Origin of the sequence: Streptomyces glaucescens (assembly GCF_000761215.1) — a bacterium.
GTDB classification, from domain to species: Bacteria; Actinomycetota; Actinomycetes; order Streptomycetales; family Streptomycetaceae; genus Streptomyces; species Streptomyces glaucescens_B.
Genome location: NZ_CP009438.1, coordinates 5938751 through 5959615, shown reverse-complemented (window position 1 = coordinate 5959615; position 20865 = coordinate 5938751). Strand labels below are relative to the sequence as shown.

Genomic DNA, 20865 nt, shown 5'->3' with positions numbered 1-20865 from the left:
GCGGACCCGCGGGCTCCCCGGCCCCCTCGCCGGGGGCGAACGCCGCCCTAAGGGGTGTCCTCCGCGCCGGCCTCTCCGAGGTCCGTCACGCGTTCGAGCAGGATCGGTTCCCAGGTCCTGCGGAGTTGGGAGCGCAGGAGCGTGAGGGGGCCGGCGGGGCGGCCGGAGAGGGTTTCGGCGAGGCGCAGGACGCTGTCGCAGCGGGCCAGCCAGAGCCCGCGCAGACAGGGCCGGGCGCCGTAGCCGGCGAGGGTGGCGGCGCGGACGGCGGCGGGCGAGCCGACGGCGCGGGCGAGCCCGGCGATGTCCTCGGCCGGGTCGCCGATGACCGTGTCGGCCCAGCCGAGCACTCCGCGCACCCGCCCGTCGGCGCTGACCACCAGGTGCTCGCCGGTGAGTCCGTGGTGGACCAGGACGGCGCCGCCGGACTGCGGGATGAGCTGCCCGGCCGCGGGCGGGGTGAGCTGCCGCAGCCGTGCCGCGTCGAACTCGTCGGCCGCGGCGAGGCGTTCGGCGGCCTGTCCGGCCGCCCGGCGCAGCGCCTCCAGCGGGCGCGGGGCGGTGCGCGGTACGCCCGCCGCCTCGGCCTGCCGCACCGGCACCTCGCGCAGGCCGGTGAGCAGGCCGGCGAGGTCGGCCTCACCGAGGGCGGACACGTCGTGCTCCTCGCCGGAGCCGCCGGGCATCTTGGTGTCGAGCGTGCAGGTGAGTCCGGGCGCCCACTCGCCGTGCGCCACGCTGGCCGGCACGGCCATCGGGAGGTGCGGCCGGACCAGGTCACGCACCCGCAGTTCGCGGCGCTGGCGCACGGCCGCCTCGGCGTCCGGCGCGAGGCGCAGCACATGGCGGGTGCCGACCCACCAGGTGGTGGGCTCCGCGGCACTGCCGACCGGCCGGACGTCGGGGCCGGACGCGGTGTCCGCGCCCTCCTTGAGCAGGGTGCGGACCAGCCGGCGGACGGCGTCCGCGGTGGGTGTCGGTGCCTGGGTCATGGGTCGGCCGTTGTCGTGTGCGGGGCGTACGGGCACGGGATCGTGGGGCGCGGTCAGTCCACCGTCACCATCTCGCGCCGGGTGTTGTTCAAACGACGGCCGCCGTCCTCGGTCACGGTCACGATGTCCTCGATGCGGACGCCGAACCGGCCGGGCAGGTAGATGCCGGGCTCCACGGAGAAGCACATGCCGGGCACCAGGGGCTGTTCCTCGCCCTCGATCATGTACGGCGGTTCGTGCGTGGTGACGCCGATGCCGTGTCCGGTGCGGTGGATGAAGTACTCGCCGTACCCGGCGTCGGTGATGACCGCGCGGGCGGCCCGGTCGACGTCCTGGCAGGCGGCGCCGGGCCGCACCGCGCGGAAGCCCGCCTCCTGCGCCTCGCGGACGATGTCGTGGACCCGGCGTTCCTCGTCGGTGGGTTCGCCGACGTGGACCGTGCGGGAGGTGTCGGAGCCGTAGCCGTCCTTGAGGCCGCCGAAGTCGAGGACGACCATGTCTCCGCGTTCGACGACCCGGTCGCCCACCTCGTGGTGCGGGTTGGCCCCGTTGGGGCCGGAGGCGACGATGGTGAAGTCGACCTGTTCGTGGCCGAACCGGCGCAGCAGGGCGGCGAGGTCCGCGGCGATCTCGGACTCCCGGCGGCCGGCGAAGGGAGCCCCGCGGATCTCCTCGAACGCGGCGTCGGCGGCGGCGCCCGCCGCCGTGAGGAGCCGCAGTTCCGCCTCGTCCTTCACCGCGCGGAGCATCGGCAGGGCCTCGGTGAGGGAGGCGTAGGAGGTGCCGGGCAGTGCCTTCTGCAGGCCCAGCAGGTGCATGGCCCACGCGTTGTCGCTGACCCCGAAGCGGCCGGACGGGTCGAGGAGGGCGGCGGTGGCGGCGTAGGGGTCCTTGCCGTCGGTCCAGTCGCGCAGGGTCAGCGCGGGGGCGCCGGCGGCCTTCTCGGCGTCCGGGGCCTCGAGGGTGGGGACGACGAGGACGGGATCCGTTCCCGCGGCGAGGACGAGCAGGGTGAGCCGCTCGGTGGTGGCGGTGGGCGCGTAGCCGGTGAGCCACACGAGGTCGGGGCCGGGGGCGACGAGGAGTCCCGCCAGTCCCGCGTCGGCGGCCGCGCGGGTGGCCCGCTCCATGCGGGCCCGGTAGTCGTCGGCGGTGAAGGGCGCGGGGGTGCTGTTGCCGGTCATCCGGGCCTCCTGGCGGGTGCGGGAACCACGGGCAGCATCCTGCCCGGACCGTGGGGGCGGCGCGAGCCGGTGTACGGGGCTTTTCGAGACTTTCGGACGGTCCGCGGCAAGGGGGCCGGCCCTTCGGCGCCGTCCGGACGCCGGGCAGCGGCAGGGACGCCGCCGGAGAGCCGCACCAGCCGTCGGCGCGCGCCGCGCGGGACGAGGCCGGCCGTGGCGGGCAGGTGCGGCAGGGGGGCGCGGAGGGGGCTCGGGTGCGAGGGGACCGGGTCCTTCGGCGCCGTCCGGACGCCGGGCAGCGGCAGGGGCGCCGCCGGAGGCCCGCACCAGCCGTCGGCGCACGCCGCGCGGGACGAGGCCAGCCGTGGCGGGCAGGTGCGGCAGGGGGCTCGGGCCGGTCTCGTCGTTGCCTCGCGCGTGCGGGGCCGTCCCGCGGTCCTCGGGGGGCGCCGCCGGCCGGCGGCTCAGGTCACCAGGCCCGGGACGGCCGTGAGCTGCTGGTAGGCGCCGCTCTCGTGGCGCACCGTCAGTGTGACGTCCGCACCCGGCTCGGCCCGCCCGACCGCACGGGCCAGGTCGGCCGCGGAGTCGATCCGGGCGCCGTCGAAGGTGAGGAGCACATCGCCGCGGGCCAGGCCGGCCGCGTGGCCGGGCCCCGGCGTGTGCACCCCGACCACCAGGGCGCCGGGCTTCCCGGCGTCCACCACGGTCACGCCGAGCACGGCTCCGGCGGCCGGCGGGGAGGGCGCCGGGGATCCGGGCGGCCTGGACGGTTCGCGGCCCGCCTTCGGCCCCGGGCCGCCCTCGGCGGCCGCTCCCGGTGCCCGCTGGGCCGTCGTCCACGGGAGTTCGGCGAGCTTGATCGCCCCGGTCACCGTGACGCCCATGGTGCCCAGCCAGACCCCGGACAGCACGAGGGCGGCCCCGGTGAGCAGGCCGAGCAGGCCGAGCAGCAGGGTCGTGAGCCGCCGGCAGCGGCGGCGGCCGGCCTGCGGGCGCCGGGCGGGCCGGCCGGGGCGGCCGCCGCCCGGCTCCTGTCCGGGCAGCGGCCTGGGACGCAACGCGGTCTGTTCCATGGATCGCCTCCGGCTGGTGCTCTACCCGGCGTACCGGCCGCCGACGTGCCACGAACGAGTGAGACTGACCGGTCACGCGCGGGCGCGCAGGGCCTCCGCGAGCGCCGCGGCGGCTCCCCGGAGCGATCCGCCGAACACCAGCTCCGTGCGGTGCACGAGCCCCGGGGCCACGAGGGGGACGGCGACCGCGCCCGGCACCGAGCCGGCCGCCGTGCGCGGCAGCAGGGTCAGTCCGTGCCCGGCGGCGGCCAGCGCGGTCAGGCCGCGGACGTCGGTGCCCTCGTACCGCAGGGCGGGCCGGAAGCCGTGACCGCCCGCCGCCGCCCGCAACTGGGCCAGCGGCAGGGCGGCGTCGGGGGCGTCCAGCCAGCGGGCGTCGGCGAGGTCGTCCAGGCGCAGCCCGGTGCGCCGGGCGAGCGGGTGGGTGGCGGGCAGCAGCACGCAGACCGGCTCCTCGCCGACGCCCTCGGTGGTCAGCGGCGCCACGTCGGGCAGCCGCAGCGGGTCGCTCGGCGCGGCCAGGCCGTCGACCAGGCCGAGGTCCGCGACGCCGGTGGCGACGGCCGCGGGCACCTCGGCCCGGGGCAGTGCCCGCAGGGTGACTCCGGCCGCCGGGAGGGCGGCGAGGACGCGGGGCGCGAGTGCGGTCGGGCAGGCCGCGAGGTCCAGCCCGGGTGCGGGCGCGGCGGCGATCCGTGCCACGTCCGCGCGGGCCGCGTCGAGGCGGAGCAGCAGCGGGCCCGCGTGTTCGAGGAGCCGTTCACCGGCCGCGGTGGGGGCCACGGGGCGGCGGGTGAGCAGGGGCGCGCCGAGGTCCTGTTCGAGGGCGGCGATGTGCTGGGACACCGCGGACTGGGTGTAGCCGAGTTCCCGCGCGGCCGCCGAGAAGGAGGCGAGGCGGGCGACGGTGACGTAGGTGCGCAGCAGGTGCGGGTCCATGCGGGCCAGCCTCTCATCAGCGGCGCTGATCGATGATGCAGAGATCATCGTTGGACGTGAACCCGAGGCCGCGCGGAGGATGCACGCATGACACGGACCGCACCTCGTACCGCGCGGGTCGCCCTGGTCGGCGACCGCTCCCCCCACGTCGTCTCGCACTCCCGGATCCCGCGGCTGCTGGACGCGCTCGCCGAGCGCGACCGGCTCGTCCTCGACCCGTACTGGATCCCCTCCGGGGACGCCGAAGCCGACGGGGCGGTGCGCGGGTTCGACGCGGTCTGGGTGGTGCCCGGCAGCCCGTACCGCAGCGAGGCGGGCGTGCTCGCCGCCATCCGCACCGCGCGGGAGGAGGGCATCCCGTTCCTCGGCACCTGCGGCGGGTTCCAGCACGCGCTGCTGGAGTTCGCCCGCGCGGTGTGCGGACTGACCGGTGCCGCGCACGCCGAGAACGACCCGGACGCGGACGACTTCCTGATCGAGCCGCTCGCCTGCTCGCTGGTCGGTCACGAGGCCGCCGTACGGCTGGAGCCGGGGTCCCTGGCGCACTCCCTCCTGGGCGCCGAGCGCACGGTCGAGCGCTACTCCTGCGCCTACGGGCCCTCCCGGCACCTCGGCACGCTGCGCGCGCACGGGCTGCGGTTCTCCGGCCACGACGAGAGCGGCGCCGTCCGCATCGCCGAACTGCCGGGACACCCCTTCTACCTGGCGACGCTCTTCCAGCCGGAACTGTCCGGCGACGGCTCGGACCCGCACCCGGTGATCCGGGCACTGGCCCGAGCCGCGGCCGGGCACGCCGCCGGGCGGGCGGACCGCCCGGCCACCTGACCGCCCGACCACCCGACCGCCTGACCGCCCGACCGCCTGACCACCCGACCGCCTCGGGGGATCACCGCGGACGCCGCGTCAGCCGGTCCACGCGGGGGCCGGGGCCCTGGGGACCGGCACGGCGGGGGCGCGGTCCGGGAGGAAGGCGTGGGCGCGGCTCGCCAGCCACTCGGGCTTGTAGCGGTTCACCGAGCGGTGCCAGTTGAGGATGCCCGCCATCCAGTTCTGCAGCGCGACGACGTACGAGTCCAGTCCGGCCCGCGCCTCGGCCGAGAGGGAGAAGTCCTCGCACACCACGGGGATCTCGGTGGCGAGCACGTGCTCGAACTGTTCCATGCGCTGGTTCAGCAGGTCGCCGACGATGTCCAGGGCGGCCGGGTAGTCGATGCCGAAGAAGTTCTGCACGACCAGCACCGCGTTGTGGATCTCGCCCTCGTACTCGATCTCCTTCTGGTAGGAGAACACGTCGTTGAGGAGGCAGGCGAAGTCCATGGCCGCGTTCTCCAAGGAGCGGACCGGCCCGCTGCGGTAGACCTCCGGCGGGACCGAGGGGCCGTGGCCCATGCGGCACAGGCTCATGGTCATGTCGGAGCCGAAGGTGGCGCGGCGCATCTCCAGGTAGTCGACGGGGTCGGGGATGCGGTGCTGGAGCTGGTTCGACACCTCCCACACCCAGGACCGCGTCATCACGTCCACGGCGTTCTTCAGGCCACGGCGGGACTCCTCGTCCATGCCGGCGGTGGTGCGCCCCCACAGGTCGATGAGGCTGCGCTCCATGGCGTTGACGGGGACGATCGGCTCCTCGCCGGCGAGCGGCATGCAGGCCGACAGGCGCTCGGTGGTGAGCCGGGCGGCGGCGAGGTCGCGGCGGTGCCCGTAGACCAGCGGGTAGTAGTCGTCGCCGTAGGTGCCGAAGGCCAGCCACTGCGCGCTGAGGTCGAGGGCCGTCTCGGAGCCGTCCGGGTCCAGCCCGGCGGAGCACAGCGCGAGGTCGTAGGCGGCGAGTTTGTCCTCGTCCCAGACGCCCTCGCTGAGCATGCCCATCTTCCGCGTCCACGGCAGCAGCCGGGCCCGCGCGCCGTCCAGGCCGGCGTTCAGCCGGAGCGGGTAGGGCATGCGGATGTCGGGGATGCGGGACGGGCCGACCTTCTGGAACGGCCGGTGCGTCCAGGCCCGCAGCCGCCGGGCGCCCGTGGAGGCGAGCAGCGCGCGCACGTCGGTCGCCGAGGTGCCCAGCACGCCGGGGCCCGGCCCGCCCGGGGCGACGGCGTTCTCGTTCATGTAGCGGCTGGAGCGCAGGTGCCACTCGTGGCCGCCGGACTGCCAGTCCTGCAAGCCCTTGGTGTAGGCGGCCACCGCCGCGACCTCGGCCGGGGTGAGCCCCTTCTCCAAGGCGAGCGCGGGCACTTCGGTCAACGCGGTGTGCTCGAACTGGTGGAGCCGGGAGCTGAGGACGTCGTTGACGGTGTCGGCGGCCTCCTGGGTGGTGCAGCCGAAGAAGGTCTCCAGCACGAGGACGCCGTTGCTGTTCTCGCCCTCCTCCTCGACCTCCCGCTGGTAGGAGAAGAGGTCGTTGCGCAGGTGCACGGCGTCCGAGAACGTCTCCATCAGCACCCGCAGCGGCCGGGTGCCGGCGACGGACGCGGGCACCTCGGCGGTCGCGTACTCCACCAGCCCCGCGGACCAGGGGGCGCCGCCGACCTTGCGGCGCATCTCGATGTACTCGACGGGGTTGGCGATCCGCCCCTCGTTGATGTTGGACAGCTCCCACAGGGACTCGTTCAGCAGGTGCTCGGTGGCGACGGCGAAGCGGCGGCGCCAGCCGGCCGACATCGACGGCACGGTGCGCGCCCACAGGTCGGCGAGGCCCGCCTCGACCGGGTTCCGCGGCTCGGGCACGGGGGTGCCCGGCTCAAGCGGCATGAACAGCGGCAGCCGGTCCAGGTAGGCCTTGCCGCCCGCGCGGTCCTGGCTGCGCTTGAACGTCTCCAGGAAGTGGTCGTCGAAGAAGAACACCCACACGTACCAGTCGGTGATGAGCGCGAGCGCTTCCGCGTCGCAGTCGGGGTGGGTGTAGGCGCAGAGCAGGCCGTAGTCGTGCGCGTCGAGGTCGGCCTGCTCCCAGATCCCGGACCCCTCCAGCATGCCCATCTCGCGCGCCCACGCGGTGGAGTGGGCGCGTGCGGTGTCGAGGTGCGGGTTCAGCCGCGCGGGATACGGCATGTAGAAGTGCGGGAGTTCGAACGGCTGCGTCATGGCCGGGCCCTACCCCCGTGTCCGCCGGGGCATCCACCGGGACGCACATGATCACACCATCGCGTGAATCACGGGTGGTGCGGGAGTTCGCCGCCGGGCCGGTCCGTTGTCCGCGGTGTACGCACCCTTGCCGCCCCCTCGACCTCCCGCCACGGTGATGCCATGACCTCCTTCGCGCTCCCCCACGAACTGCACGGCGCCGGCGCCCACAAGGTGTTCGCCGTGCACGGATGGTTCGCCGACCGCTCCGCGTTCACCCCCCTGCTGCCGGATCTGGACCGTGCGGCGTTCCAGTACGCGCTGGTCGATCTGCGCGGCTACGGCGCGGCGCGCGCCTGTTCGGGCGCGTGCACCACCGGTGAGGCCGCGCTGGACCTGGTCCGGCTGGCCGACCGGCTGGGCTGGCGGCGGTTCTCGGTGGTGGGGCACTCGATGGGCGGCGCGGTCGCCCAGCGGCTGCTGACGGTGGCACCGCACCGGCTGCGCCGGATCGTCGGCGTCTCCCCCGTCCCGGCCTCCGGGCTCGACCTGCCGCCGCAGCAGTGGGAGCTGTTCGCGGACGCGGCGCACCGGCCGGAGAACCGGCGGGCCATCATCGACCTCACCACCGGTGGCCGCCGCCCCGCCGCCTGGCTGGACCGGATGGTGGAGCGCTCCCTGGCGTGCAGCGACCCGAAGGCCTTCCGCGCCTGGCTGGACTCCTGGGCGCGGGAGGACTTCCACGACCGGGTGGAGGGCGCGACGGTCCCCGCGCTCGCCGTCGCGGGGGCGCTCGATCCCGCGCTGTCGGCGGATCTGCTCACGGCGACCTGGCTGGCCTGGTATCCGCGCGCGGAACTGCACGAACTGCCCTGCGCGGGGCACTACGCGATGGACGAGACGCCGCTGGAGCTGATCCGGGTGGTGGAGGACTTCCTCAGGGCGGACCCGGACCCGGACCCGGCCGCGGCCCTGGTCGGTACGGGCGGGCCCGCATGACCCGGCCCGGCGCCCCGCCCGTCCCGGACGTCTTCGACCCCCGGCGGTACGCCACCGCGGTTCCGTACGACGCCTACCGGGTCCTGCGCGACCATCACCCCGTGGCCTGGCAGGAGGAGCCGGAGGTCCTGGGCTGGCCGGCCGGGCCCGGGTTCTGGGCCGTGACCCGGCACGCGGACGTGGTGCGCGTGCTCAAGGACGCGGCGGCCTTCTCCTCGTACCTCGGCGCCACCCAGATACGCGATCCGGACCCGGACGACCTGCCGTTCATCCGCCGCATGATGCTCAACCAGGACCCGCCGCACCACAACCGGCTGCGGCGGCTGGTCGGCCGGGCGTTCACCCCCGGCCGGATCGAGCGGTTCACGGCGGTCGCCGGGGAGCGGGCCCGGACGCTGCTCGCGCGGGCGGTGACCGAGGCGCGGGCGGGGGACGGCACCGTCGACCTCGTGGCCGCCGTCACCGACGACTACGCCCTGCTGAACCTGGCCGATCTGCTGGGCGTCCCGGAGAGCGACCGGCATCTGCTGCTGCACTGGACGCAGCGGGTGATCGGCTACCAGGACCCGGACGAGGCGGGACCCGCGGTGCGCGACGAGCGGGGCAACCCGGTGAACCCGCGCTCCCCCGCGGCACTGCGGGACATGTTCGACTACGCCCAGCGGCTCGCCGCGCACAAGCGGCGCCACCCCGGCGACGACGTACTGACCACTCTCGCCCGGGACGGCGAACTCGCCGGCGCGGAGCTGGAGATGTTCTTCTTCCTGCTCACGGTCGCCGGCAACGACACGGTGCGCGCCGCGGCGCCCGGCGGGCTGCTGGCGCTCGCGGAGCACCCGGGTGAGTACGAGCGGCTGCGGTCCGGTTCCGTGCCGCTCGCCTCGGCCGTCGACGAGTTGCTGCGCTGGCACCCGCCGGTGCTCACGTTCCGCCGGACCGCCGTCCGCGACACCGTGCTGGCCGGGCGCCGGATCCGCGCGGGTGACAAGGTGGTCGTCTGCCATGCGGCGGCCAACCGGGACGAGCGGGTGTTCGCCGACCCGGACCGGCTGGACCTGGGCCGCGCGCCCAATCCGCAGGTGTCCTTCGGGGACGGGCCGCACGTCTGTCTCGGTGCTCACTTCGCCCGGCTGCAGCTTCGGGTGCTGTACGGGGAGGCACTGCGCGCGCTGCCCGTGCTGCGGACCGCCGGTGCGCCGGGACGGCTGGTGTCGAACTTCGTCAACGGCATCAAGTCACTCCCGATGAGGATCGTCCCGTGACCCGTCGTATGACTGGCCGGCCCGGCACGCCGAGAGCCGTGACGGCGTGAGTCTCATACCTTGACCTGGATCAGCGCATGGGTGCCGGCCGTCCGCCACCGCTCGCCCTCGGCGGCGGTCAGCGCGGCCTCGGTGCCGACGTCGAGGCCGCAGACCACCTCCGACTTCAGGGTGCGCAGGGCGGCGACCGGGCCGGGGAAGTACGCGGTGAGGTCGGCGAAGGGGGTGGTCGCGGGCCAGCGCCGGTCGCCCACCAGACGGCGGTAGTTGAGGTCGCCCTTGACCACGGTGAGCGTGGCGGCGGCGAACTCGGCCCGCAGGTCGTCCGGCATCTCGGCGTACGGCAGCGGGCCGCCGGAGAAGGGGTGGGCGCGCAGGGTGAGGCGGCCGTCGGTCAGCGCGGACCAGAGCCGTCGGCCGTACCCGGCGGCGGTGCCGGGTGCCGCGGTGAGCCGGCGCAGCGCGTCGAGCACGTCGGCGGTGGTGGCGTCGGAGACGTAGTAGGGGTGCGGCTTGAGGTGCAGGACGGCGCGTGCGATGCGGCCCCGGTCGAGGAGGTCGGCGATGAGCAGCAGATCGGGGACGAGTTCCCGGCCCGCGTTGTCGGCGACCAGGCAGAGGGTGCCGCCCTCCGCGGCGGGCGGGAGCAGCGACCACAGGGTTTCGCTGTCGTCGGCGACCAGCGCGGGAGCGGCGGCCCGGGTGCCGGCGCCCTCGGCGGAGAGCCGGAAGCCGAGGTCGGCGCGGTTGCCCCAGAGGGAGCCGTGCAGCAGGGCGCGGGAGCGTTCGTCGGCCGGGCGGTCCGCGAGGGCGTCGAGGGCGGCCAGCTCCTCGTCGGTCTGCGGGGCGTCCAGCTCGGTGAGCTTGGCGGGACGGAAGGGGTCGATGCCCTGCCATGGCCCGGGGGTGAAGTAGCCGACGGCGTGCAGGAGCCGCCGGTAGAAGTAGCTCTCGGACCAGAGCCAGGGCAGGTCGAACCAGGACCGGCCGATGTGTTCGGCGAGGCCCCAGTCCTGCCAGTCGCCGAGGTCGTGGGCGTCCGCGGGGAGGGGCTCGACGACGCCCTCGGTGCAGTTCGCCAGCAATGCGTCGAGGGCGCGGCGCCGTTCGGGGTCGTACGGGATCAACTCCCGCACCTGCCGGATGATCGCGGGGTGGCGCTCGGCCAGCACCCCGTGCGGGAAGGAGCCGGGCCGGTCGGCGCGGAGCACGGGCGCGGGGGCGGTGTCGGGCATGCGCCTCACCGTACCGCGCGGGGCCCCGCGCCCCCGGCCGCGGCTCACACCGCCCTGGTCTCCCGCTCCAGCTGTGCGACCAGGCTGAGGTAGCGGGGGCGGCGGGTGACCGGCACCAGACCGCGGACCAGGACGTACCACATCTCCGCGGTGCGGCGGGGCAGCCGCACGAGCGGTTCGAGGGAACGGCCCGTGACCCGGGTGCCGACGAAGAAGCTGACGAGGGAGTGCGCGACGGCGTCTATGTCGATGTCCGGGTGGACGTCGGACTCCTTGACCGCGCCCAGCAGCTTGCGGGACGCGATCTCCAGCCACTCGGTGAACGGGTGCGGCAGCGGCGGCCGCAGTCCCACACCCGCGGTGGCCAGCCGCAGCCCCGCGCGGGCGACCGGGCCCTCGACGGAGAGCCGGGCGATGCCGAAGGTGATCCGCATCAGGGCCTCCAGCGAGGAGCAGTCCCGTTCCTCCACCTCACGGGCCAGCCGGCGCGAGGCCTGGGACTGGATCTCCATGATGGCGTGGGCCAGGTCCTCCTTGGCCGCGAAGTGGAAGTACAGGGCGCCTTTGGTGACGTGGGCGTGGTCGACGATGTCGCTGAGACTGGTCGACTCGTAGCCGTGCCGGTCGAACAGGTCGGCGGCGGCCGCGATGATCGTCGCGCGGGTCTGTTCGGCGCGTAACTGCCTCGCCATCGTCTCGACTCTCCAGGCTGAAAAGAACGGGTCACGCCGTTTTTTACTTACCGGGTGTACACGATAGCTCACACCTGACCAGTACGTACCACCTCGTCAGTTTTTCCTCGCCCGCCTCTGTGAGGGCGAGTTGGCGCAGTTCATCGTAGCCGCCGCCCCTCCGGGTCCACGAGTCCGGGGGGCGTGAGGGGGCGTTGTGGGGGCCTCGCGCATGCCGAACACGCCCGGGAAAAAGACCGGACGCGCGGTTCCTTACCGCCGGGCACGCAAAAAGGCGGGCCGGCCGGTGCCCATCCGCACCGTCCGGCCCGCCCGCTCGGGGAGGCGTTCAGACGTCGGTCAGAACGTCAGCTTCCAGCTGTTGAGCCGGCCCGTGTCCTGCGCGGCCACGTCCCGGACCCGCAGCTTCCAGGTGCCGTTGGCGACCTCGCCGGAGGCGTTCACCGTGTAGGTGGTGAGGACGTTGTCCGCGGAGTCCGAGGTGCTGGAGGACTTCAGCCGGTAGGCCGAACCGTCCGGCGCGACCAGGTCGATGACCAGGTCACCGCGGTAGGTGTGGGTGATGTCGACGCCTACCTGGAGGGCGGCGGGGGCGTTGCCGCTGCGGCCGCTGACGGTGATCGGGGACTCGATGGCCGAGCCGGCGTCCGGGATGTTCACGGCGGTGGTGCTGGTGAAGGTGGTGCCCCCCGTGGAGCCTCCGGAGCCGCTCACCGCCTGCACCGTCTTGGTGGCGTCCGCGAGGCCCGCGCCGCAGCCGCCGGAGCAGGCGCCGGGCAGCGGACGGGCGTTGGCCTTGATCGCCGACTCGATCTGGGCGGGGGTCAGCGCGGGGTTGGCCGCCTTCATCAGCGCGGCGAGGCCCGCGACGTGCGGGGTGGCCATGCTGGTGCCCTGGTAGTAGGCGTAGGACTCGGCCGACGGCGTCTTGGTGCCGGAGTTCAGCGTGGAGTAGATGCCGTTCGCGGTGCCGGTGCTGGTCTGGCCGCCGGGGGCGGAGATGTCGATCAGGGAGCCGTAGTTGGAGTACGAGGCCTTGGCGCCGGTGCGGCTGGTCGCGGCGACCGAGATGACGTTGCTGCAGTTGCCCGGCGAGTGGTTGGCCACGTTCTCGTTGTCGTTGCCCGAGGCCACGACCACCGTGGTGCCGCGGCCGACGGCCGCGTTGATGGCGTTCTGGGTGGCGCTGGTGCAGGCGCCGTCACCGCCGAGGCTCATGTTGATGACCTTGGCGACGTTGGTGTTGGCCGGCACGCCGGAGACGGTGCCGCCGGACGCCCAGGTGATCGCGTCGATGATGTCGGAGTCGTAGCCGCCGCACTTGCCGAGGACGCGGAGCGGGGAGATCTTCGCGCCGTACGCGATGCCCGCCATGCCCTTGGCGTTGTTGGTGGCCGCGGCGATGGTGCCGGCCACGTGCGTGCCGTGCCAGGAGGAGTTGGAGGCGGGGACGCCCGCGCCGCACTCGCCGGCGGCGTACCAGTCGCCCGGGTCGGACGGGTCGCTGTCGCGGCCGTTGCCGTCCACGGCGACGGCGGTGTCGGCGATGAAGTCGTAGCCGCCGACGATGTTCGGGGCGAGGTCGGAGTGGGCGACGTAGCCGGTGTCGATGACGGCGACGGTGACGCCGGTGCCGGTGGTGGTGTTCCAGGCGCCCGGGACGTTCATGCCGGCGGTGGCCTCGAAGAGGTCCCACTGCTTGGCGTAGTCGGTGTCGTTCGGGTCGGCCTGCGGCTTGTTCAGGCGGTCCGGGACGACGTAGGCGACCTGCGGGTCGGCCTGGTACTCGGCGATGACGTCGGCGACGTCCGCCTTGGTGAGGTCCTCGCCGAGGTCGACGAGGGCGGCGCCGGTGCCGAGGCGGCGCTGGAAGTCCAGCCGCTCGCCGGCCTCCTTGCCCTTGGCGGCGGCGTCGGCCTCGGCGGCCTTGTCGGACTTGGCCTCGGTGGCGCCGGGCCGGTAGCCCACGATGAGGCGTTCGGCGGCGACGCCGGGGGCGGCCTCGGTGCGGGCCGCGAGATCGGCGGAGGCCTGGGGAGCGGGCTCCTGGGCGACGGCGGCCGAGGCGGTGCCGGCCGTCAGCAGCGCCGCGGAGACCGCGGCGACGGATATCAGCTTGCGTCGCAGGGACGGGGAAGTACGCAAGGGCGTGCCTTTCGTGGCCGACTCCGGGCAGCTCGGAGCGGCGGACGGGCGCTTCGTCGTCGAAGCGGAGGGGGGTGAACCGAAAAGCGAGCGCGGTGGCCGGCCAGGCGCGAAGTGCGTCAGCTGTGCAAGGGGTTACCTGTGGGTCAGCTGTGCTCGAACGATAGGCAAAGGCGAGGTCGCAGGGATACAGGGGAAACCCTCGATCCGGCCGGAAACTTACCCTCGATGTCCGCGAGTTGACCGGCTGTGACCGTTTTCGCGCGCAATGCGGGGGCGGTTACCGGCAAAGGGGGAGCAAGAGGCGAACAAGGCACACCAGGCGGACGGACAGTCGCGCAGGAAGCGGACGGCCGGGCGGAAAGGCCATGAGGCGGGCGAGGGGTACGGCTACAGCTCCGCCAGCGCCGTCAGCAGCTCTCCTGCCCTGGCCAGGTCCGCGGTCAGCGGACGGTCGTCGGTCCCGGCGGGCAGGGCCTCGGCCGCCGTGGTGAAGGCGCGGACCGCGGGCGGGGCGGGGTGCAGCCGCAGCGCGCGCACGGCGGTGACGAGTTCGCAGGCCAGGACGGTGCGGTAGGCGTCGACGGCGCGCAGGGACTGGCGGGCGGCCTGGGAGGCGAAGCTCGCCGCCTCCTCCAGGCCGTGCGAGAGGACCGCGTGCCCCGCGGAGGCCGGGGTGGCGCAGGCGCGCAGTTCGGCCAGGGCGGCGGCGGCCGGGTACTCCAGGATCATCGTCCCGGAACTGCCCGGCGGGCCGGTGGCGAGGAACGCGGGCAGGCCCGTCAGGTCCGGGCGGCCCAGCGCGGAGAGGCGGGCGGCGGAGAGCTGGGCGGTCTGCAGCACCGCGAGGTGGAGCCCGTCCAGGGCCAGGGCGAGCGGGGCGGCGTAGAAACCGCCGTGGTGGAAGGCGGCGCTTCCGTCGGGCGCGACGAGCGGGTTCTCCGAGGGGCAGTTGATCTCCGTCTCGACGATCCGGCGCAGCGTCTGCGCGGCGTCCAGGGCGCAGCCGTGCACCTGCGGGAAGGCCCGGAAGCCGTACGGGTCCTGGATGCGGCGGGCCCCGCCGCCGTACGGCCCCTCCGGCAGCCCCAGCAGTCGTCGCACCTCGGCGGCGGCGCGGGCGGCGCCGGGATAGGGGCGGGTGGCGTGCACCGGCGCCGCGTAGGCCTCCGTCGATCCGGACACCGCGGCCAGGGACAGGGCGGCGACGGCGTGGCCGGCGCGCAGCAGGGTGTCCAGCTCGTGCCAGGCGAGCGCCGCCTGGCCGAGCACCAGGGCGTTGCTGCTGAGCAGGGCGAGCGCGTCGCCGGGGCGGAGGGGGACGGGGGCGGGGGCCGGGCCGGGGCCGGCCGGCAGCCAGGGGCGCTCCCCGATCAGCGCCAGGCCGGTCTCCGCCAGCGCCGTCAGGTCGCCGGTGCCGAGGCCGCCGTACTCCGGCACCCTCGGGTGACGGCCCGATCGCAGTGCCCGCACCAGGCCCTCGACGAGGTCGGGGTGGATGCCGGAACCGCCGGCGAGGAGCTGGTTGGCGCGGACCGCGAGCATCGCGCGCACCTGCCGGGCGGGCAGCGGGGCGCCGGCGCCGCCAGCGTGGCTGCGCAGCAGCCGCAGCCCGTGCCCGGCCTCGTCGCCGGCGCCGACCACCACCGAGCGGTGCGCGCCGACACCGGTGCCGCGGCCGTACAGCAGCCCCGCGGCGGCCAGCCGCTGGGCGGCCCGCCAGGAACGCCGGACTCGCGCCAGGGCCTTCGGCGGCAGCACCGGGACGGCCGCGCCGTCGGCGAGCCGGACCACGTCCCCGGCGCTGAGTCCGGTGCCGTCGAGGGGGACGCCGGCGGCCGGGTCCGCCGGCGACGGCCACGCGCCCTCGGGGTGGAGGGGCGGGCCGTCCGTGGCGGTGCTCATCGGTGGGGCGGTCAGTCGAGGCCGACCGACTTCAGCCAGGACTTGGCCACGTCGAGCGGGTCCTTGTTCTCCAGCTGCACCTGGGAGTCCAGGTCGAGCAGCGTCTTGGTGTCCAGCTTGGCGGAGACCGCGTTGAGGGTGTCGACGCCCTCCTGGCTCAGGCCGCTCTTGTGCACCAGCGGGGTCACGTTGGCGAACCCGAAGAGGTTCTTCGGGTCCTGGAGGACGACGAACTTCTCCTTGGTGATGGTCGGGTCGGTGGTGAAGATGTCCGCGGCCTGCACGGTGTTCTTCGCCAGCGCGGCCTGGGTCAGCGGTCCCCCGGCGTCGAGCGCCTTGAAGGACTTGAACTTCAGGCCGTACTCCTTCTCCAGGCCGAGCAGTCCCTGGTGGCGGGTCTGGAACTCGGGTGAGCCGCCGATGACCAGGCCGGGCGCGATGTCCTTGAGGTCGGCGAGCGTCGACTGCGCGGTCAGTCCGTGCCGCTTCGCCGTCTCGGCGTTGATCGAGACGGAGTCCTTGTCCTCGGCCGGCGCCGACTCCAGCAGGGTCAGCTTGGGGTCGAGCTTGGCCTTGACCGCGGCGTTCACCGACTCGGTGGACTTCTGCTCGGCCTTGGGGTCGAGGTAGGCGAGCAGCGAGCCGTTGTACTCCGGCAGCACGGTGATGGAGCCGTTCTTCAGCAGTCCGTAGGTGGTCTCGCGGCTGCCGATGTTCGGCTTGTAGGTGACCTCGATGCCCTTGGCCTTCAGGGCTTCGCCGTAGATGTCGGCGAGGAGGATGCTCTCGGCGAAGTTGTTGGAGCCGACGACGACGGTGCCGCCGTCCGCCTTGTCCCCGGCGAGCGGGTCGTCGGCCTCGTCCTCGGAGGAGCCACAACCCGCCAGCAGCGCCGCCGCGGCGGCGAGCGCGACGGCGGCGGCGCCGCGGTGTCTCGTTCTGGACCAGCTGCTCTTCACGGTAGAAGTCACGGTTCCCGTTCCGGGTTCGGTGAGTGGTGGGGTTGCGCTGCCGTCGATCCAATCCAGCGCGTTCTCCGTCAGTCAAGTGACACCTGATCACAATTGCCGTCGAGAAGTGGCCTGTTCGGTCACTCCAACCGGCAAGTTGTGTATGAAAGGTGAACGAACCCGCAGGAGAACTGAGCGCGATGTAACGGATTCTTGACGTGCAGTCGTGATCGGCCCGCTCAAGAGGCGGTAGTCTCCCGGGAGTTGACGCCCGTCACACACGTCCACGGCGTCCCGAACCGGTCATGGCGGTCATGAAGGAGGCCCGATGTCCACGCACGAGGCGGGGATCCGGGGCCTCGTCGACCGCTGGCCGTTCCGGCGCAAGCTCAACCTCCTGGTCGGCGTGCCCCTCGCCCTGCTCGCCGCCGTGCTCCTGCACCTGATCATCGACGAGGTGATCCGCGCGCACGAGGCGGCGGACGCGGCCCGGCTCGTCCGGGACAGCGCCGAGGTCGCCACCCTGGTCGACCGGGTCGAGGCCGAGCACCAGCAGGCCATCCTGCTGTCCGTGCGCCACGAGGCCTCCGGCCCCGGCACGAAACCCTCCCTGGAGGGCTACCGCGAGGCCCAGCAGGCGGTCGACGCGCAGGTGGAGAAGGTCCGCGACACCTTCGGCGACCGGCTGCCCGGCACCGAGGCGCGGGCGCTGCGGGAGATCAGCGGCCTGGACAGCCTGCGCGCCACCATCGCCCAGGGCTACCTGCCCGCCGACAACATCGACCCGGCGTACACGGGCGTCGCCAAGAACCTCATCGACGGGCTGGCCCTGGACCGCAACGAGGCCCTGGCCGCCACCTTCACCGGCAACCTGCTGGACTCGCTGCTGCGCGCGGACGCCGCCCACAGCTCCTTCGAGACCAGCGTGTTCTCCGCGACGACCGGCGACTCCAACGCGCTGATCGAGTTCGTCAACGCGGTCGGCTTCCAGGAGCTCTACCAGCACCAGGCCGACCGCTTCGGCCGGTTCGCCTCCGAGGCGCAGGCGGCCGAGCTGCGCGGCATCGAGCACAGCGCGGCCCAGGCCGTCATCGGCCGGCACTACGCGGAGCTCCAGATCGACCCGAGCGGACTCCAGGCGGGCACCCCGCTGGAGGTCCGGGAGAGGTTCAACGAGGCGCTGGCCGCCTACCCCGCCTACCGCGACCAGTCCGCCACCCGGCTGGAGATCACCGCCTCGCTCATCGGCCAGATCGCCGACCGCGCCGACGACGCCTCCGACGACGCCTGGTGGAACGCGGCCCTGCTGCTGGGCCTCGCCCTGCTCGGCTTCACGCTGTGGCTGGGCTTCGCGGTGGTGGTACGGCGCTCCGTGGTCCGGCCGGTCCAGGCGCTCACCGGTGCCGCCCGCACCGTCGCGGACGTCGCCGGACGCGAACTCGCCCGGGTCGCCGACGACGACACCGAGGACGACGCCCCGCTGCGCCTCAGCGAGGTCCCGGTGACCGCGCGGGACGAGATCGGCGACCTCGCCGACGCCTTCAACCACGTCCAGAGCACCGCCGCCGCGCTGCTGGAACGCCAGGTGCTCAGCCGCCGCAACGTCGCCGAGATGTTCGGCAACGTCGGCCGCCGGGTGAGCAACCTGACCACCCGCCAGCTCGCCCTGATCGACGCCGTCGAGCGCGGCGAGACCGACCCGGCGCTGCTGGAACGCCTGTACCGCATCGACCACATCGCGGTCCGGCTGCGCCGCAACGCCGACAGCCTGATGCTGCTGGCCGGCATCCGCGAGACCGTCCTGGACGCCGGACCCGCCGCGCTGACCAATGTCGTACGTGCCGCGCTCGGCCAGATCGAGGGCTACCAGCGGGTCGAACTGCACGCGGGCACCGAGGTCCTGGTGGAGCCCGACGTGGTGGGCGACCTGACCCTGATGGTGGCCGAACTGCTGGAGAACGCCGTGTCGTTCTCGCCGGCGGGCAGCGCCGTCGAGGTCACCGTGCAGGGCGGCCCGGACGGGGCGACGGTCACCGTCACCGACCACGGCCTGGGCATGAGCGCCGAGCGGCTGGCCGAGGAGAACGCCCGGCTGATCCGCCGCGAACGGCTCGACCTGGTGCCGACGAAGGTGCTCGGCCTGTTCGTGGTGGGCACCCTGGCGCGCCGCTGGGAGATCGGGGTCGCGCTGTCCCGCACCCCGGGCGGCGGCGTCACCGCCGAGATCACCCTCCCGTCCACGCTGCTGCTGGCCCCGGACCCGTCGCTCCCGGCCGGCCGGCCCGTCGCGGCCCCGGCCGTCCGGGCGGGCACCGCCCCCGCAGGCAGCACCCCGGCTGCGGGCTCCGCCCCCGCTGCGGCTCCCGCCTCCCCGGACACCGCCGAGCAGACCGCCGTACGGCCCGGAGGACCGTCCCGCGAACCCGCGTCGCCGCGGACCGCCGGCCCCGCCGCCGGGCCCGGCGGCGACGGCCCGGCGCCGCTCCCCCGCCGGCTCCCCCGGCGTGAGCCCCCCGCCGACGGCGCCGGTGGTTCCCCGCTCATCCCGCGGGCCCGCACCGAGGCCGCCCCGTCGGGCGGCGCGTCCCGCCCGCTGCGGCGGCGGGTGCGCGGCGCGACGCTGCGGACGACGCTCGGTGAGGCCGCCGACCGCGCCCCCGCGCGCCGGGCGATGCCCCCGGCCGACGCGGAGGCGGTGCGCGACGCGCTGGAGGAGTTCGAGGCCGCCGTCGAGCGCGCCCACCGCGACAGCACCCGCCCGGACACCCCGGGCAGCGCGGCCGGGCTCCCCGGCGCGCGCACCCCGACCGACCCCCCGACCGGCCCCCCGGCCAATCCCCCGGAAGGAGCGGAGAGTTGAGCACGCAGACAGGCGGCACTCCCGCCGGAGACACCGCACCGGACGACCTGCGGGCCGCCGCAGCCGACTTCACCTGGCTGCTCAACCGCTTCGCGACCGAGACCGCGGGTGTCGTGGACGCCATCGCGGTGTCCTCGGACGGCCTGCTGATCGCGGTGGCGCAGCTGCGGGAGCGCGCTCACTCCGAGCGGCTGGCGGCGATCGTGTCCGGCTTGACCAGCCTGGCCGCCGGCGCGTCCGGCAACTACGGCCTGGGCGCGCTGAACAAGGTCATCATCGACCTGGAGGGCGGCCACGTGCTGGTCTCCGCGATCGGCAGCGGCGCCGTGCTCGGCGTGGTCGCCGACAAGGAGGCCAAGCTGGGCAACATCGCGTACGAGATGACGCTGTTCGCCAACCGTGCCGGGGCCGCGCTGAGCCCGCAGCTCGTGCTGGAGCTGAAGAACAGCGTCGGCGCGACACCGGCGGGCTGACCGGGCACCGCCCGGCCGAGAGGAGAAGAGACCACCCATGGCGGACGGCTTCCCGCCGCCCCCGGCTCCGGAGGAGGGACCGGATCCGGCCGGCCCCGTCCCCGCCGTACGCCCGTTCCTGGTCACCGCGGGCCGGGTGGCGGGCGCGGGCGAGACCGCGGCCGAGCGGCCGATACCGGTGGAGACCCAGGTGATCGCCACCGCGGAGGGCCTCGACGCGCTCGGCCGGCTCTCCTTCGAGCGGCACGACATCGTCGCCGTGTGCGCGGTGCCGCAGTCCCTCGCGGAGATCGCGGCCCGGCTGCGGCTGCATCTGAACGTCGTCCGGGTGCTCGCGGAGGATCTGCGGGCCGCCGGGCACCTGGCGGTGCACGTGCCGGACACGGCCGCCACCCATGACGCGTCCGTCCTGCGCAGGGTTATCGACGGCCTGCGGGCCGTCCCCGACTCCCGAGGGGTACTCCGTGACACCGACTGAGCCCGTCGCCCGCCACGGCGCCGCCGCCCGGACCGCGGCGCGGACGGCCGTACGGCCGCCGCTGCCGGTGAAGATGGTGATCGCGGGCGGTTTCGGGGTGGGCAAGACCACCGCGGTCGGCTCGATCTCCGAGATCGAGCCGCTGACCACCGAGGCGGCCATCACCGAGGTCGCTGCGGGGGTGGACGACCTGAGTCACACCCCGCGCAAGACCACCACGACGGTGGCCATGGACTTCGGCTGCCTCACCATCGATCCGACGCTGAAGCTGTACCTGTTCGGCACGCCCGGGCAGGAACGGTTCGGCTTCATGTGGGACGACATCGTCGAAGGCGCGGTCGGCGCGCTCGTCATCGTCGACACCCGCCGCCTCGACGACTGCTACGCGGCGGTCGACTACTTCGAGCACCGGGAGATCCCGTTCGCGGTCGCCGTCAACGCCTTCGACGGACGGGTCGAGCACCCGCTGGACGAGGTGCGCTGGGCGCTGGACGTGGCCGACCACGTCCCGGTCGTCGTGTTCGACGCCCGGGAGCGCGGTTCGGTGCGCGACGCGCTGCTCGTCGTGCTGGAGCTGGCGCTGGCACGGGCCGAGGGCTGACCGCCCGCGCCCCG

Annotated in this window: 17 protein-coding genes; 7 read left to right on the top strand and 10 right to left on the bottom strand. The window is 74.4% G+C overall.

Going from position 1 to position 20865, the window contains the following annotated elements; translation table 11 throughout:
* Window positions 1-47: 47 nt before the first annotated feature.
* The 4 genes from SGLAU_RS25770 to SGLAU_RS25755 form a co-directional block, all read right to left on the bottom strand.
* Complete coding sequence (locus tag SGLAU_RS25770; protein ID WP_043504869.1) at window positions 48-992, bottom strand: aminoglycoside phosphotransferase family protein; 945 nt, start codon at window positions 990-992, stop codon at window positions 48-50.
* 53 nt (window positions 993-1045) lie between these two features.
* Window positions 1046-2176 (bottom strand): aminopeptidase P family protein, encoded by a 1131-nt coding sequence (locus SGLAU_RS25765; protein WP_043504868.1) that lies wholly within the window; start codon window positions 2174-2176, stop codon window positions 1046-1048.
* A 464-nt stretch (window positions 2177-2640) separates the two neighbouring features.
* Window positions 2641-3252: a PDZ domain-containing protein gene (locus tag SGLAU_RS25760; protein ID WP_043504867.1), complete on the bottom strand. Its 612-nt coding sequence runs from the start codon at window positions 3250-3252 to the stop codon at window positions 2641-2643.
* A 72-nt stretch (window positions 3253-3324) separates the two neighbouring features.
* Complete coding sequence (locus SGLAU_RS25755; protein ID WP_043504865.1) at window positions 3325-4191, bottom strand: LysR family transcriptional regulator; 867 nt, start codon at window positions 4189-4191, stop codon at window positions 3325-3327.
* Between the two features lie 87 nt (window positions 4192-4278).
* On the opposite strand from SGLAU_RS25755, the gene SGLAU_RS25750 reads away from it, so the two are divergent.
* Window positions 4279-5016, top strand: a complete 738-nt coding sequence (locus SGLAU_RS25750) for a glutamine amidotransferase-related protein (RefSeq protein WP_043504864.1) — start codon at window positions 4279-4281, stop codon at window positions 5014-5016.
* Between the two features lie 78 nt (window positions 5017-5094).
* Here SGLAU_RS25750 and cyc2 read toward each other — a convergent pair whose 3' ends face one another.
* Window positions 5095-7272 (bottom strand): germacradienol/geosmin synthase Cyc2, encoded by a 2178-nt coding sequence (gene cyc2 / locus SGLAU_RS25745; RefSeq protein WP_043504863.1) that lies wholly within the window; start codon window positions 7270-7272, stop codon window positions 5095-5097.
* Between the two features lie 162 nt (window positions 7273-7434).
* On the opposite strand from cyc2, the gene SGLAU_RS25740 reads away from it, so the two are divergent.
* On the top strand, window positions 7435-8250 hold the full coding sequence (locus SGLAU_RS25740) for an alpha/beta fold hydrolase (RefSeq protein ID WP_052413887.1): 816 nt from the start codon (window positions 7435-7437) through the stop codon (window positions 8248-8250).
* Window positions 8247-9512, top strand: coding sequence for a cytochrome P450 (locus tag SGLAU_RS25735; protein WP_043504862.1), 1266 nt, complete (start codon window positions 8247-8249; stop codon window positions 9510-9512). Before SGLAU_RS25740 ends, SGLAU_RS25735 begins: the two co-directional genes overlap by 4 nt.
* Window positions 9513-9565: 53 nt before the next feature.
* Here the strand turns inward: SGLAU_RS25735 and SGLAU_RS25730 are convergent, their stop codons facing one another.
* From SGLAU_RS25730 to SGLAU_RS25710, 5 genes are all read right to left on the bottom strand, one after another.
* On the bottom strand, window positions 9566-10747 hold the full coding sequence (locus tag SGLAU_RS25730; protein ID WP_043504861.1) for a damage-control phosphatase ARMT1 family protein: 1182 nt from the start codon (window positions 10745-10747) through the stop codon (window positions 9566-9568).
* Window positions 10748-10791: 44 nt separating this feature from the next.
* Complete coding sequence (locus tag SGLAU_RS25725; protein ID WP_043504860.1) at window positions 10792-11439, bottom strand: ScbR family autoregulator-binding transcription factor; 648 nt, start codon at window positions 11437-11439, stop codon at window positions 10792-10794.
* Between the two features lie 339 nt (window positions 11440-11778).
* Window positions 11779-13584, bottom strand: coding sequence for a S8 family peptidase (locus tag SGLAU_RS25720; RefSeq protein WP_043504859.1), 1806 nt, complete (start codon window positions 13582-13584; stop codon window positions 11779-11781).
* A gap of 390 nt (window positions 13585-13974) precedes the next feature.
* Complete coding sequence (locus SGLAU_RS25715) at window positions 13975-15489, bottom strand: aromatic amino acid ammonia-lyase (protein ID WP_052413886.1); 1515 nt, start codon at window positions 15487-15489, stop codon at window positions 13975-13977.
* An 11-nt stretch (window positions 15490-15500) separates the two neighbouring features.
* Window positions 15501-16460: an ABC transporter substrate-binding protein gene (locus SGLAU_RS25710; RefSeq protein ID WP_043504858.1), complete on the bottom strand. Its 960-nt coding sequence runs from the start codon at window positions 16458-16460 to the stop codon at window positions 15501-15503.
* A 307-nt stretch (window positions 16461-16767) separates the two neighbouring features.
* Here SGLAU_RS25710 and SGLAU_RS25705 point away from each other — a divergent pair, with 307 nt between their 5' ends.
* Genes SGLAU_RS25705 through SGLAU_RS25690 form a run of 4 tightly spaced genes read left to right on the top strand, consistent with a single transcriptional unit; the run spans window position 16768 to window position 20851 of the window.
* On the top strand, window positions 16768-19299 hold the full coding sequence (locus tag SGLAU_RS25705) for a sensor histidine kinase (protein WP_043507024.1): 2532 nt from the start codon (window positions 16768-16770) through the stop codon (window positions 19297-19299).
* Window positions 19296-19772: a roadblock/LC7 domain-containing protein gene (locus SGLAU_RS25700; protein ID WP_043504857.1), complete on the top strand. Its 477-nt coding sequence runs from the start codon at window positions 19296-19298 to the stop codon at window positions 19770-19772. The genes SGLAU_RS25705 and SGLAU_RS25700 overlap by 4 nt, the downstream gene beginning before the upstream one ends.
* 37 nt (window positions 19773-19809) lie before the next feature.
* Complete coding sequence (locus tag SGLAU_RS25695) at window positions 19810-20250, top strand: DUF742 domain-containing protein (protein WP_043504855.1); 441 nt, start codon at window positions 19810-19812, stop codon at window positions 20248-20250.
* The gene (locus SGLAU_RS25690; protein WP_043504854.1) at window positions 20237-20851 is read left to right on the top strand and encodes a GTP-binding protein; all 615 of its coding nucleotides are present in this window, start codon (window positions 20237-20239) and stop codon (window positions 20849-20851) included. The genes SGLAU_RS25695 and SGLAU_RS25690 overlap by 14 nt, the downstream gene beginning before the upstream one ends.
* Window positions 20852-20865: the final 14 nt, after the last annotated feature.